Origin of the sequence: Pseudomonas donghuensis (genome assembly GCF_000259195.1) — a bacterium.
In the GTDB taxonomy this organism is placed as follows: Bacteria; Pseudomonadota; Gammaproteobacteria; order Pseudomonadales; family Pseudomonadaceae; genus Aquipseudomonas; species Aquipseudomonas donghuensis.
On sequence record NZ_JH650767.1, the window covers coordinates 135,228 to 148,754 of the forward strand.

Here is a 13,527-nt window from a genome sequence, read left to right on the forward strand (position 1 = left end):
CAGCCCGAGCGCCACCGACAGACGGAAAGAAACCCTGACAGCGGGCACCCCGCTGTCAGGGTCAGCGCCTCAGTAGACCTGAACCCGCCAGAGCTCGCGCGAAGCCGAAGCCGGCGACATCGGCAAGCGACCATGCAGGGTCTGGTAGTTGTCGATCAGAACCAGATCGCCCTCGACCCACTCATGGGCGATCAGGCAATCCTCGTCATAGACCAGCGCATTGAGCTGCTCGAGCAAAGCCTGCTGGGCTTGCGCCTCGAACCCGTGCACTTCCTGGCTCAAGGTCTGCAGGGTCGACTCGGTGCCTTCCTGGTAGCGCAAAATACGTTCACCGGTGCGCGGGTGCAGGTCCACCAGGCTGTAGCTACGCGGCGAGCCACCGAAGTAGGTCATGCGCGTGTAATAGGTAATGTCCACGGCCTGCCATTGTCGGGCTACCTGGCTGCCGACCTTGCGCAGGGCATTGCGGCTGTCGACGATGGTGGTCTGGCCTTCACCCGGCTGCGGCGCGGTCTTGCAATAGAGCATGAACTTGCTCGCGCAGAACTTCGGATCACGCTGCACCTGGGCATCGCTGGCCGGCAGCATGTTCAGGTCCCAGTGCAGTGGCGTCTTCTCCAGCGAGTGCACCACGCCCTCGGGCTTGTCCGCCGGCTTGACCACATGCACCTTGCCGAAGGCCCATTGGTAGATGGTGCCGAAACGTTCGCAATCGCGGGCGAAGCTGTCGCGGTCTTCGAAGGTGCAGCCGCGCAGGCAGACAAAACCGAAGGTTTCCACCAAGGCTTCGAGCAATTGCGTCGAGAAACGCTCAAAGCCCAGGCCCAAGGGGGCGCGTACCAGCAAGCCGAACAACGGGCGCTTCTGGAGCTCGAATTCAAAGCCCTGCAGCGCCTCGCCGGTGGTTTCGTGGTACAGCCAGGGGCGCCCCTGGTACTGCACCAGCAGGTGCCGGTCGATATCCACTTCAGCCCGGGTGCGCAGCGTTTGGCTGCCATCCAGATGACGCACCGGCACCGCATGCCAGGGGCTGGAAACCCGTGTCAGGCCATCAGCCAAGGCCAGGGTGAACTTCGGCCCGGCATTGTCGTACTGATGCACCGACAGACGAATGTCGTCCGGGAAGAAGCGATTGACCGCGGCATTCAGCGCTTGCCCGCGGAACATCATCTGATAGGCCTTGTAGCCGATCTGCAGCAGGTGCTCGTCTTCGCTCTGCCCCGCTTCGCGGCACAGACGCAGGTCGTTGTAGAGGTGGCTGCAGAGCTTGTCGTGGGCATGACTGAGGGTCTCGTCATGGCGACTCTGCGCGATCAGCGCCTCGACGTTCTTCCACGGCAGCCGGGCCTGCTTGACCAGCGTGGCGCGCACGGCATCGGCGCTGCTGGCCTGGGGGAACAGGTCTTCCATGCTTACCCAGTTGATCGTGTGGGTGGTGCACAACTCGCGCAATGCCTGGTTGTAGGCTTTGCGCACGTCGTCGGGCACGCCGACGATATCGTTGAAGGTCGTGCCGTCACTCAGGATCGATACCACGCAACCTGGCGCGTACAGCGCCGCGATCTCCTGGCCCAGTTGGTCCAGACGCTCGATGGCCATGGCTTCGCCGTAATCTGGCAGCACACCGAACGTCTGGTCGCGGGCATTCGGCGACTTGCACGGGAAGCCCGGCAACACCAGGCGTACCGGCGCCTGTTGATCGTAGAAGTGGGCAAGGCTGGTGGCCAGGCTGGCCCGACCTGCCCTGTCGAACCGATCGTCGTTGTCCTTGAGCAGATAACCTGCCAGCACATCGCTGACCGCCTTGATCCAGGTGTCCTTGTGTTGCATGACCTTTCTTCCTTGAGAGGTGGTGTATCAGAGCGGGCTGGCAATAGCGCCAGCCACGCAGGTTGGGTTGGCCCGCTGCACGGCATGCAGCAGGTCTGCCGGTTGATCGCAGTACAGGTCCGCCGTCTGTGCTTGCAAGGCATAGGCCCGACCGTAGCCCCAGGTCACGCCAGCGGCGTGCATGCCGGCTGCGCGTGCGGTCATCAGGTCGATGACGGTATCGCCGACGAACAGGCAGCGGGAGGGTTCCACCGCCAGATGCCGGGCCGCTTCCAGGGCAGCATCCGGCTGGGGTTTGAGCGGGTGGCCACGGCGCTGGCCAAGAACGATTTCGAAGGTGTTTGAGGGGAACAGCTGCCCAGCCACCTGCAACGCCATGTCGTGGGCCTTGTTGGTGACGATGGCCATCGGCAATTGCAATTGGCGACAGCCCTCGAGCATTTCCAGCACGCCCTCGAACGGTCGCGAGAACTGCACCAGGTGCTGCTGGTAGCAGGCGATGTAATGGGTATGCAGGGCCTTGTCATCGGCAATGCCCAGGCGCGCGGCGACACGCTCGAGCATCGCCCCGGTTCCACCGCCGACATAGGCGCTGATGGTCTCCCGTGGCAGCGGCTGATAGCCCTGATCCTGCAGCACCCGGTTCAGGCACCAGACGATGTCCGGCAAGGTATCGACCAAGGTACCGTCGAGGTCGAAAATCACGGCATCTGCCGTCAATGCTGGAAGCATCATTGCGCACTGGCGTAGTGGCAGGGGCGGCCCTGGCGGAACACCAGGCGGCTGTAGCGCTCGTCGATATTGCTGCGCTTGTCGAGCATCACCACCCCGCGGCGCTTGATCGCTACCGAGTGCCAGGGCGTACGCCACAGGTCGCTGGTGGGCACCAGGCGGATGCCGATCTTCTGTGACACGGCCAACTGCGGGTGAATCGACAACCGCAGGCACTGTGGGTAGCGCGCCTGCAACAGCGCGCTCCAGGCTTCGCTGCGCTGGATCACCCGTTGCGACGCCGGCTTGGCGATCTTCTTCACGGCGTTGAGGCTCATGCCGGCGAACTCGGCAAGCCCCGAGTAATCCTCGGACAGAAAACGGTGAATACCGCAGTACATCAGCATCATGTGTGGCTCATCCTGAAAGCGCTGGCCCAGTGCGATCAGCGACTGGCCATACTCGATCATCAGCTCCTCGCGCATGGAGTCCAGGCAGCCCAGTTGCGGGTAGGCATCCTTGAGATCGAACAAGGCGAAGCTGTGCGGATAATGCTGCTCGGCGTAACGCTGGATTTCGTCGGTGTAAGCCTTGACGTGGGCATCGGGCACACGCACCAGGTCGGAAAACACGTAGCCGTCGGAACAGATGTGAATCAACGCGCCCGGCGCATACAGCGCCTGGATTTCAGCGCACAGGTGCTGCAGTTCGTCGATGGCGTGACGCTCGGCAAGGTCCGGTAGGTGGCTGAGGGTTTTCTGCCGGTTCGGCGACTTGCCCGGGAAGGCTGGCAGGACCATTTCGATGCGCTGGCCGGCCTCGATCGCGCTGAGGACTTTATCCAGATGCGGCTCGAGCACTTCAGCCGACAACTCGTCGTCCTGGCCCGGTGCCAGGCTGCGGCGGCGGAACAGGCAGTCGAGCACCTGCAAGGCGGTATCGAGGTGCGCAGAGGTATGGCGTTCGCGCAGCAGCGCGAGGCACGCCCGTTGAGCAACGGCGTTTGGCTCGGTCATGGACAATCCCTTGTGTGGTCAATCACGGCCAGCATCCTCTGGCCATACGCAGATACTCCTTACCCGCGCCGCGCTAAAATCCGGCAAACCCCGGGTACTTGTCAACAGCAGATTCGGTCGTTGTGGCGTTCACTATCGATCGCGGGACAAGCCCGCTCCTACAGGGTTGATGCAATTCCTGTGGGAGCGGGCTTGACCCGCGATGAGCCCACCGGCACAAACAAAAACGCCCCGGGCTCTGCAGCCTGGGGCGTTTTTGTTACACGCGGATGAATCAGTGCGCGTAAGTCAGCAACAGCTCGGTCGGCACCTTGGTGTCCAGCGACATCATCACGCTCAGGGCAGTGATGGTGAAGATCGAGAACACGAACAGCTTGCGTGCCCACAGGCGATCGTCCACTGCCTTGTAGCCGGTCCAGGCCATGTACAGCCAGTACATGCCCATGGCGGCGGCAACGGCCATGTAGCTCATGCCCGCGTAGCCACCCAGGGTCAGCATCAGGGTCGCGACCAGGAACGCCACGATGTACCAGAGGATGTGCTTCTTCGCCACCAGGATCCCACGCTTGACCGGCAGCACCGGAATCGATGCGGCCAGGTAGTCGTTGAAGCGGAAGATCGCAATGGCGTAGGAATGCGGCATCTGCCACAGGCTGAACATCACCAGCAGGGTCAGTGCAGCCAGGTCGAAGCTGTTGCTCACCGCGCAGTAGCCGATCACCGGAGGCATGGCACCGGACAGGCTGCCCACCAGGGTGCCGTGCACCGATTTGCGCTTGAGGTACAGGCTGTAGAAGCCGACGTAGATGACAAAGCCGATCAGGCCGAACAGCGCCGCCAGGGCATTGGCCTGCACATACAGCAGGCCAAGGCCGGCCACCCCGAGCAGGGTGGCGTAGGCCAGCGCGACGTTCAGCGAGATCTGGCCCTGGACCATCGCACGGTTCTTGGTGCGCTCCATCTTGATGTCGATGTCACGGTCGATGCAGTTGTTGAACACGCAACCGGACGCCACCACCAGCGAAGTGCCAATCACCGTGGCCAGGAACAGCATGAAGTCGACATGCCCTTGCGCGGCAAGGAAAAAACCGCCTGCCACAGAAAGCACGTTACCGAAAATGATCCCCGGTTTGGTGATTTGGATAAAGTGCTTAACGGACATGTCGTCTTACCTCACTTCGCCATCATGCTGGTGTGGATGCTGAACATGATCCACAGCGACAGGCCGACCAACAGTGCAATGACCATCGCTGTAAACAGGAAGGTCGACACGTTGGAGCGCTGCTCGGCGGAACGGTCCATGTGCAGGAAGTACACCAGGTGAACCACGACCTGAATGACCGCCAGGGCCACCACGATCATGATCGTGATGTCCTTCGGCATGCTCGGGAACATCACCAGGCCGAACGGAATCGCCGTCAGGATCACCGACAGGATGAAACCGATCACGTAGGACTTGACGCTACCGTGGTTGCCCTCGGCGTGGCTGTTATGTGCGTTAGCCATTTACAGAACCCCCAGCAGATACACGACGGTGAACACGCAGATCCAGACCACGTCCAGGAAGTGCCAGAACAGGCTCAGGCAGCTCATGCGGGTCTTGGCGGTACCGGTGATACCGTGCTTGTTGATCTGGTACATCATCACCGCCATCCAGATCAGACCTGCGGTCACGTGCAGGCCGTGGGTACCGACCAGCGCGAAGAACGCCGACAGGAAGCCACTGCGCTGCGGGCCGAAGCCCTCGGCGATCAGGTGATGGAACTCATAGACTTCCATCGCGATGAAGCCGGCACCGAACAGGAAGGTGACAGCCAACCAGCCCAGCACGCCGCCCTTGTTGCCTTTGAACATCTGCAACATGGCGAAGCCGAAGGTGATACTCGAGAACAGCAGCAGTGCGGTTTCGACCGCGACAAAGTCCAGCTGGAAAATGTCGTGACCCGACGGGCCGCCGGCAAAACTGCCGGACAGCACCGCGTAGGTGGCGAAGAGCGACGCAAACAGGATGCAGTCGGTCATCAGGTACAGCCAGAAACCGAATACGGTCATCTGGCCCGAGTCGTGGTGGTGGTCGTCATGCCCATGGTCGTGACCATGAGCATGAGTATCAGCGTTAATTACATGACTGGACATTGATTAAACCCGTTCAAACGATTCGACACGTGCGCCAACCGGGGTACCGGTAGCCAGGCCCAGGGACTTCATGCGCTCACCTTCGATGCGCGCCACTTCCTCGGCTGGAACCATGTAGCCCTGGTCGTCACGAGCAGCGTGGGCGACGAAGACCGCGATGGTACCGATCAGGCTTGCGCCGACCAGCCACCAGATGTGCCAGATGAAGGCGAAACCGAATACGGTGAGCAAGGCACCCATGAACACACCGGTAGAGGTGTTGTTCGGCATGTGGATCGCTTCGTACTTGGCTGGAACCTTGTAAGCCTTACCGGCTTGCTTGGTTTCGTGCCATGCATCCAGATCGACATTCTCAGGCATGCTGGCGAAGTTGTAGAACGGCGGTGGCGACGAAGTCGACCATTCCAGGGTACGGCCGCCCCATGGGTCGCCGGTCACGTCCATGTTGTCCTTGCGGTCGCGGATCGAGACGTACAGCTGGATCAGCTGGCAAGCGATACCGAACAGGATCAGCACGGCGCCGAACACGGCTACGTACAGGTAGGGTTCCCACAGTGGGTTGTCGGAGTGGTTCAGACGACGGGTCATACCCATGAAGCCCAGTGCGTACAGCGGCATGAAGGCCACGTAGAAACCGGAGATCCAGAACCAGAAGGCAGCTTTGCCCCACTTCTCGTTCAGGGTGAAACCGAAGGCTTTCGGGAACCAGAAGGCGAAGCCGGCAATGTAGCCGAACACCGCACCACCGATGATCACGTTGTGGAAGTGAGCGATTACGAACAGGCTGTTGTGCAGGACGAAGTCAGCACCTGGAACAGCCAGCAGTACGCCGGTCATACCACCGATCGAGAAGGTCACCATGAAGCCCAGGGTCCACAGCACCGGTGCGGTGAAGCGCAGACGGCCCTGGTAGATCGTGAACAGCCAGTTGAACAGCTTCACCCCGGTCGGAATCGAGATCAGCATGGTCGCCAGACCGAAGAAGGTGTTGACGCTGGCGCCCGAACCCATGGTGAAGAAGTGGTGCAGCCATACCGCAAAGCCCAGTACCGCGATCGCGCCCGAAGCGTAGATCATCGACTTGTGGCCAAACAGGCGTTTGCCGGCGAAGGTCGAGGTGACTTCCGAGAACACACCGAAGGCCGGCAGGATCAGGATGTAAACCTCAGGGTGACCCCAGGCCCAGAACAGGTTGACGTACATCATCGGGTTCCCACCAAGCTCGTTGGTGAAAATGTGGAAGTCCAGATAACGGTCAACAGTCAGCAGAGCCAGTGCAGCGGTCAGGATCGGGAACGAAGCGACGATCAGCACGTTGGCCCAGGTGCAGGTCCAGGTGAAGATCGGCATGTCCATCAGCTTCATGCCAGGGGCGCGCATTTTCAGCACGGTGGCGAGGAAGTTGACACCCGTTAGCGTCGTACCCAGACCCGATAGCTGTAGCGCCCAGATGTAGTAGTCGACACCCACGCCAGGGCTGTACTGGATACCCGCCAGCGGTGGATAGGCGACCCAGCCGGTCTTGGCGAACTCACCAACACCCAGGGAGACGTTGACCAGCACGACGCCGGACACCAGCAGCCAGAAGCTCAGGGAGTTCAGGAACGGGAAGGCAACGTCACGTGCACCGATCTGCAGAGGCAGGGCCAGGTTCATCAGGCCGGTGAAGAATGGCATTGCCATGAAGATGATCATGATCACACCGTGAGCGGTGAAGATCTGGTCATAGTGTTCGGGAGGCAGGTAGCCCTCGGAACCTCCGGTGGCCATGGCCAGCTGCGTGCGCATCATGATGGCGTCGGCAAAGCCGCGCAGCAGCATGATCATCGCGACGATGATGTACATCACCCCGATTTTCTTGTGGTCGACCGAAGTCAGCCACTCAGACCACAGGTAGGTCCATTTCTTGAAATAGGTGATTGCACCGATCAACGCAATACCGCCGAGCGCGATCATGGCAAGTGTCACCATGACTATCGGCTCGTGATACGGAATCGCATCCAGACTTAGTTTACCGAACATCTCTTACTCCTCTGCCCCAGCAGCTGAATGCATAGTCACGTCCATCCCTTCGGTACCGGCCGCTTCTTTGCTCTGCTCTTTTTCGTGGACCGGCCGACCGCGGTTCATGCCTTCGTACTTGTCGACGATGGACTGGAACTGCTCAGGCGAGGCCACGCTGTACAGCGCGACTGGATTGTTTTCGCTCGTTTTGGCCAATGCCGCGTATTCAGCCGCATCCAGCTGTTTAGGCGATTGCTTGACTTCGTTCACCCATGCTTCGAAATCAGCCTGGGAGGTGGCGGTTGCCTTGAACTTCATACCGGTGAAACCAGCACCGCTGTAGTTGGCGGAGATACCGTCGAACTCACCGTTCTCGTTGGCGATCAGGTGCAGTTTGGTGGTCATGCCAGCCATTGCGTAGATCTGCCCGCCCAGGCCCGGGATGAAGAAGGAGTTCATCACCGAATCGGAGGTCACGCGGAAGTTGACCGGGGTGTTGGCCGGGAAGACGATCTTGTTGACCGTGGCAATGCCTTGTTCCGGGTAGATGAACAGCCATTTCCAGTCCAGGGCGACCACGTCGATCTGCACCGGCTTCACGTCGGAAACCAGCGGACGATACGGGTCCAGCTCATGGGTGGTCTTGTAGGTGACGTAACCCAGGGCAATGATGATCAGCACCGGGATGGTCCAGACCGCCACTTCGATCTTGGTCGAGTGCGACCAGTCCGGGGTGTAGGTGGCTGCCTTGTTGGAAGCGCGATACTTCCAGGCAAACGCCAGGGTCATGAAAATGACAGGAATCACCACCAGCAACATCAAGCCGGTAGCGATCAGGATAAGGTTCTTTTGCTCAATGCCGACCTGGCCCTTCGGGTCGAGCAGGGTCCAGTTGCACCCACTGAGTAAAAGCATGCCTAAAAAGGGCAGAATGCCAAACAGTCTGGGGTAACGCTTTTTACTCATCTCACGACCTCTAGAGCAGCTTGCTTCAATGCAATTTGTGTTTTGGTCGCCAACACTTCGTCCTGCCAAGCGTCAGCATTTATGGGATCGAATACGGTCATGCCTTGAGGCCAGCTGCGGCGGCTCGGCATAAACCGGGTATTACGGTGTTTATTGTTTTGACTTCAGTAGGCAACAGGCCTGTCTTCAGACCAATTCCATTTGGTGCGGGAAATCACGGAGGGGGGTCAGCCCGGCATCGCCGCAGGCGATGCTCGTCAGAGTCAGCGAAAAGAGCCTGGGCTCCTTTAATCCTGCGACTCGCAAGCGGTGCCGAACGGAAATTGGGGGCGATTGTAGATAGGTAACCAATCGTTGACTATGACTTATTGAGCAACAGTCCTTTACCGATTACGTAACAATAGCGCCTGAAAAATCAGTTTCGCGACAGTTTGTCGCACCCCTTCCAATACCCCTGGAACGCCCGTTTTACAAGGGCCGAGACTTGATCAGGATCAAGTCTGGTGCGACAAACTTTGCAAATCTCATTGCGCAACGGACTTGCGTCAACACATGACTTTTGTCTAAGCCTGGCGGCGGTTGCGGTAGATGCCCAGAGGCACCAGAACGGCGGTCAGGATAAAGGCCGCCAGGGCCCATTGCGCCAGGGACAGGCCCATGACCGGCGGGTACGGCGTGGAGCAGAAACCATCGACCTGGAACACCAGTGGCAGCACCGACGCCAGCGGCAGGCCGTCGACGATCGGTTGCAGGGTATCGATGCCGCAACTGACCGCTGGATTGGCCAGAATGTACACATGATTACCGGCAGCGGCGATACCGCCGATGGCGCTGAGCACCACCAGGCCTTCGAGCACGGTCAGGCTGCGTTTGCCGGGCATGGCCGCACCGATGAAGGCAAACAGCGCGATCAGCAGCAAGGCATAGCGTTGCAGGATGCACAGCGGGCATGGCGCCTCGCCCAGCACGATCTGCATGTACAGCGCCCCGCCGATCAGGGCCAGGCAGATCACCCCCAGCAGTACCAGAAAGCGCCGTTCCCGATTCAGGCGCGATGTTTGCTCGTTCATTGCTGTTCCTTCGTAGACTGGATGGCTCGACTGCCGATACGCAATTCTACACGCTGAAGCAGACCATAGAGAGCGGCAAAAGTGCCGCGCCAGGCCCTCGTGGAGAGAAGCGAAGAGCAGAATACTGATTTGCCACTATCTTAGTCCTGTGGATTACCCTATCATTAACACTGTACAAATAAACAGTATCGAATACATCGATTACCAAAGGCATGTGAGGTGATGAATGGCCGTCGAAGTGGTATACCGCAGCAGCCGCGACCTGGAGCGCTTGTTCATGGATAAAGCCGAAGCAGACCGTCACGACAAGATGCTCGAGCTGGCCGAGCTGTTGGCCGAGGTCCTGAAGAAAGCCGTGCCTTCGCTGAGCGAACAGCAGGTCGAGGATGCCGGTATCTATATGGCGAAAAACCGTGATGTGTTCGCCAAGGCCTTCAAGAGCCAGCCCGACGCCCTGTCCGAGTTGCTCAACGACAGTACCGCCGAGTAACCGTCTTCAGTTGTAGATCAACTGCTCGGCCAGCATCTGCGCCACCCGCGCCGGCGAGCGCTTCTCGGCCTGGGCATGAGCGAAGACCTCGGTCAGGCGCAAGGGGATGCGCGCCAGGTGCGCGGTAATGGTGCTCAGGTCCTCGCCACGGTGCCTGAGCGCCACGTAGATCAACCCGCCGGCATTGATCACGTAATCCGGGGCATAAAGGATGCCGCGGCTTTCCAGCTGATCGGCCACCTGCAAGGTGGTCAACTGGTTGTTGGCCGCCCCCGCCACCGCCGCACAGCGCAACTGCATCACGCTCTGCCCCGTGAGCACCGGCCCTATCCCGCACGGGGCAAAGATGTCGCAGGGTGTGCTGATCAACATCTCGTTGGCCACCGGCCGGGCATTGAACTGCTCAATGGCCAGTTGCACCCGCCCCGGGTCATGATCACTGACCAGCAACTCGGCACCCGCTGCATGCAACTGCTCAGCCAGCGCATAACCGACATTGCCCAGGCCCTGCACGGCAATACGCAAACCTTCGAGGTTATCGCTGCCCAGGCGTGCCATCGAGGTAGCGCGAATGCCGGCGAACACACCCATGGCCGCATGCGGCGAGGGGTCGCCGGCAGCGGTGGTGCTGGTGACATGCTGGGTGGTCTGGGCGATGCAGTCCATGTCCAGGGTCGAGGTGCCGCTGTCCACGGCCGTAATGAAGCGCCCCTGCAGGGTATCGACAAAGCGCCCGAACGCCTCGAACAAGGCTGCACGGTTTTCCACATGGGGGTTGCGAATGATCACCGCCTTGCCCCCGCCCAACGGCAACCCTGCCAGCGCAGCCTTGTAACTCATGCCCTGGGCCAGGCGGATGGCGTCGATCATGGCGCTGTCGTCGTCCGGGTAAGCCAGGTAGCGGCAACCTCCCATGGCCGGGCCCAGGTGTTCGCTATGAATGGCGACCACTGCTTTGAGGCCGGTCGGCGGATCGATGCACAGGTGCAGCGACTGCGTGCGGGTGCTTTGCATGAGAGCGAACATCAACGGGCTCCTCGATGAGGTGCTGATCCCAGTATAGGTCGCGCTTTCACGCCTGATGACAACACTCGGACCACTGGACGAAAAGCCGCGCCAGCGCTACAACAGAAGCTTGAGCGGAGATTGTCATGAACCCACGTAGCGCCTGCCTGGCTTGCCTTGAACGTGATCCGGTCGCCTTGCTGGAAGCGGCACTGTGGATTGCTGCCGAGCACGATGAGAGCGTGGTGCCGGCGCAGGTCCTGGCCGAGGTTCAGGCATTGCAGCAGGAGGTCAGCGCCGGGCTGCCGATGCTGCCGCTCAGCGAACTGGCCCAACCCTTGTTGCGCCGCCTCAACGCCCTGGGTTTCCAGCAGGACGAGTACCACCCCCTGCGGCCCCAGTCGGCGCTGCTCGACAAAGTCATGCAGCGTCGCCGCGGTCAACCATTGGCCCTGGCCCTGCTGACCCTGGAACTGGCCCGTGGCCTGTCGATCCCCCTTGAGGGCGTGAACTTCCCCGGGCATTTCCTCTTGCGGGTGCCAGGCGCCGATCACCTGCTCGATCCTTGTGGCGGGCGGCGCCTGTACCCGGCCGATTGCCGCGAACTGCTGGGCCGTCAGTTCGGCCCGCAACTGGCCCTGAGCGCCGACCACCTGCTGACCGCCAGCCCTATGCAGATGCTCCAGCGCCTGTCACGCAACCTGCGCCAATTGCACGCCAGCCACGATGACTACCTCGAAGCCCTGAAGGATGCCGAACGGGTGTTGCAGCTGGGCCCGGGCACGGCTGCCGACTACATGGCACGCGCCACCCTGTATCAGCACCTGGAATGCCCCCAGGCCGAACGCTTCGACCTGGAGCACGCCCTGCTGCTCAGTGACGATCCAATCCAGCGCTTGCGCCTGACGGAACGCCTGAGTCATTTGCCACCGGCGTCGCCATCGGTGCATTGACCGCCTCGGCCGGGCTGCGCACCTGAATGATCAACAACGCTGCCAGCACCGCCGGAATCGCGCAGAAGAAGAATATCTGCTCGACCGGCAGGTGCATGGCCAACAGCAGGCTGCCGAACAGCGGCCCGAGGATCGAACCAAAGCGCCCTACCCCCAGCGCCCACCCCGTGCCGGTGGCGCGCACCTGGGCTGGATAGAAGTTGCTGGTAAAGGCGTTGAGCGTCAATTGCCCGCCGATGATGCAGAAACCGGCGGCGAACACGCAGACCACCAGCCAACGCGGGTTGCTGTGGTTCAGGCCGACCAGCACGGTAAACACCGCCGCCGCCAGCAGCACGGCACTGAGCAGGCGCACCTTGCGCTTGAGGCGGTCGGCGAACCAGGCCATGAACACCGCACCCAGGGTGCCGGCAAACAGGAACATCGAGGTCACCAGGTTGGCCTGATTCAGGGCCAGACCGCTTTCAAGCAGCAGCGAGGGCAGCCAACTGATCATGAAGTACAAAAGGATCAGGCTGACGAAGAAGGTCGACCAGATCAACAGGGTCGGCCTGGCGTAGCCATCACGAAACAGCGCCACGACAGTGAGTTTGTTCTGGTTGTCTGCCATGGCCTGCGCACTGGCTGCAGGCGGCTGCCAGCCCGGGAGCATCTTCGCCGTGATCTTGAGCAGGCGCGCATAGGGCGGCGCATCACGCAGCAAGCGGGGCAAGGATTCAGGCAGGTACAAGACCAGGAACGGAAACAACAGCAGCGGCGCAATACCGCCGGCGAGGAACACCGCCTGCCAGCCGAAGCTGTCGATAAACCCGGCAGCGACGAAACCGCCCGCAGCGCCCCCCAGCGAGAAACCGCAAGCGGCCAGCGTGACCATCAGGGTACGCAAGCGCGGCGGCGCATACTCGGACATCAGCGCCATGGCACTGGGCATTGCCCCGCCCATGCCGATGCCACACACAAAGCGCGCCAGCATCAGGCTGTTGAGGGAGTTGGCGAACACCATCATCACGGTCAGGCTGGAGTACAGCAGTACACAGCACAGCAGCACCCGACGCACACCAAAACGATCCGCCAGCGGCGTCACCGCCAGCGAACCGAGGGTCAGGCCCAGCAGGTTGGCGCTGAACACCGGCCCGAATGCGGCCTTCTCCAGGCCCCAGTCCTGGGCCAGAGAAGGAATCACATAGCCCAGCACCTGAGCATCATAACCATCGGTAACCAGCAATAAGGCGAGTAACAACAGCAATAACCACTGATAACGCGACACGGGCCGGGCATCCAGCGCCGTGCGAAAGCTGGCAATCTGATTGTGCATCGCAAGGTACCTTTTATTGTTATGGGTATCA

13 protein-coding genes are annotated in these 13,527 nt (G+C 60.8%); 2 read left to right on the forward strand and 11 right to left on the reverse strand.

Going from position 1 to position 13,527, the window contains the following annotated elements:
- Positions 1 to 69: 69 nt before the first annotated feature.
- From UW3_RS0115930 to UW3_RS0115970, 9 genes are all read right to left on the reverse strand, one after another.
- Positions 70 to 1,830, reverse strand: a complete 1,761-nt coding sequence (locus UW3_RS0115930; RefSeq protein ID WP_010223509.1) for an isocyanide synthase family protein — start codon at positions 1,828 to 1,830, stop codon at positions 70 to 72.
- Positions 1,831 to 1,857: 27 nt separating this feature from the next.
- Positions 1,858 to 2,562, reverse strand: a complete 705-nt coding sequence (locus UW3_RS0115935) for an HAD family hydrolase (protein WP_036993883.1) — start codon at positions 2,560 to 2,562, stop codon at positions 1,858 to 1,860.
- A complete protein-coding gene (locus UW3_RS0115940; protein WP_010223511.1) occupies positions 2,562 to 3,557 on the reverse strand; it encodes an isocyanide synthase family protein in 996 nt (331 codons plus the stop codon). Before UW3_RS0115940 ends, UW3_RS0115935 begins: the two co-directional genes overlap by 1 nt.
- Positions 3,558 to 3,831: 274 nt before the next feature.
- Positions 3,832 to 4,719: a heme o synthase gene (cyoE, locus tag UW3_RS0115945; RefSeq protein WP_010223512.1), complete on the reverse strand. Its 888-nt coding sequence runs from the start codon at positions 4,717 to 4,719 to the stop codon at positions 3,832 to 3,834.
- 11 nt (positions 4,720 to 4,730) lie between these two features.
- On the reverse strand, positions 4,731 to 5,063 hold the full coding sequence (gene cyoD / locus UW3_RS0115950) for a cytochrome o ubiquinol oxidase subunit IV (RefSeq protein ID WP_010223513.1): 333 nt from the start codon (positions 5,061 to 5,063) through the stop codon (positions 4,731 to 4,733).
- Positions 5,064 to 5,693 (reverse strand): cytochrome o ubiquinol oxidase subunit III, encoded by a 630-nt coding sequence (locus UW3_RS0115955; RefSeq protein WP_026001353.1) that lies wholly within the window; start codon positions 5,691 to 5,693, stop codon positions 5,064 to 5,066.
- A 3-nt stretch (positions 5,694 to 5,696) separates the two neighbouring features.
- Positions 5,697 to 7,715 (reverse strand): cytochrome o ubiquinol oxidase subunit I, encoded by a 2,019-nt coding sequence (cyoB, locus tag UW3_RS0115960; protein WP_010223515.1) that lies wholly within the window; start codon positions 7,713 to 7,715, stop codon positions 5,697 to 5,699.
- A 3-nt stretch (positions 7,716 to 7,718) separates the two neighbouring features.
- A complete protein-coding gene (cyoA, locus tag UW3_RS0115965; RefSeq protein ID WP_010223516.1) occupies positions 7,719 to 8,663 on the reverse strand; it encodes a ubiquinol oxidase subunit II in 945 nt (314 codons plus the stop codon).
- Between the two features lie 563 nt (positions 8,664 to 9,226).
- On the reverse strand, positions 9,227 to 9,733 hold the full coding sequence (locus UW3_RS0115970) for a disulfide bond formation protein B (RefSeq protein WP_010223517.1): 507 nt from the start codon (positions 9,731 to 9,733) through the stop codon (positions 9,227 to 9,229).
- A 226-nt stretch (positions 9,734 to 9,959) separates the two neighbouring features.
- On the opposite strand from UW3_RS0115970, the gene UW3_RS0115975 reads away from it, so the two are divergent.
- Positions 9,960 to 10,223 carry a YebG family protein gene (locus tag UW3_RS0115975; RefSeq protein WP_010223518.1) on the forward strand — a complete coding sequence of 88 codons (264 nt, stop codon included), beginning with the start codon at positions 9,960 to 9,962 and terminating at the stop codon, positions 10,221 to 10,223.
- 6 nt (positions 10,224 to 10,229) lie between these two features.
- Here UW3_RS0115975 and UW3_RS0115980 read toward each other — a convergent pair whose 3' ends face one another.
- The gene (locus tag UW3_RS0115980) at positions 10,230 to 11,249 is read right to left on the reverse strand and encodes a Leu/Phe/Val dehydrogenase (RefSeq protein WP_010223519.1); all 1,020 of its coding nucleotides are present in this window, start codon (positions 11,247 to 11,249) and stop codon (positions 10,230 to 10,232) included.
- A 125-nt stretch (positions 11,250 to 11,374) separates the two neighbouring features.
- On the opposite strand from UW3_RS0115980, the gene UW3_RS0115985 reads away from it, so the two are divergent.
- A complete protein-coding gene (locus UW3_RS0115985; RefSeq protein WP_010223520.1) occupies positions 11,375 to 12,181 on the forward strand; it encodes a SirB1 family protein in 807 nt (268 codons plus the stop codon).
- Here UW3_RS0115985 and UW3_RS0115990 read toward each other — a convergent pair.
- Positions 12,102 to 13,496 (reverse strand): MFS transporter, encoded by a 1,395-nt coding sequence (locus UW3_RS0115990; protein WP_010223521.1) that lies wholly within the window; start codon positions 13,494 to 13,496, stop codon positions 12,102 to 12,104. The genes UW3_RS0115985 and UW3_RS0115990 overlap by 80 nt on opposite strands.
- Between the last annotated feature and the right edge of the window lie 31 nt (positions 13,497 to 13,527).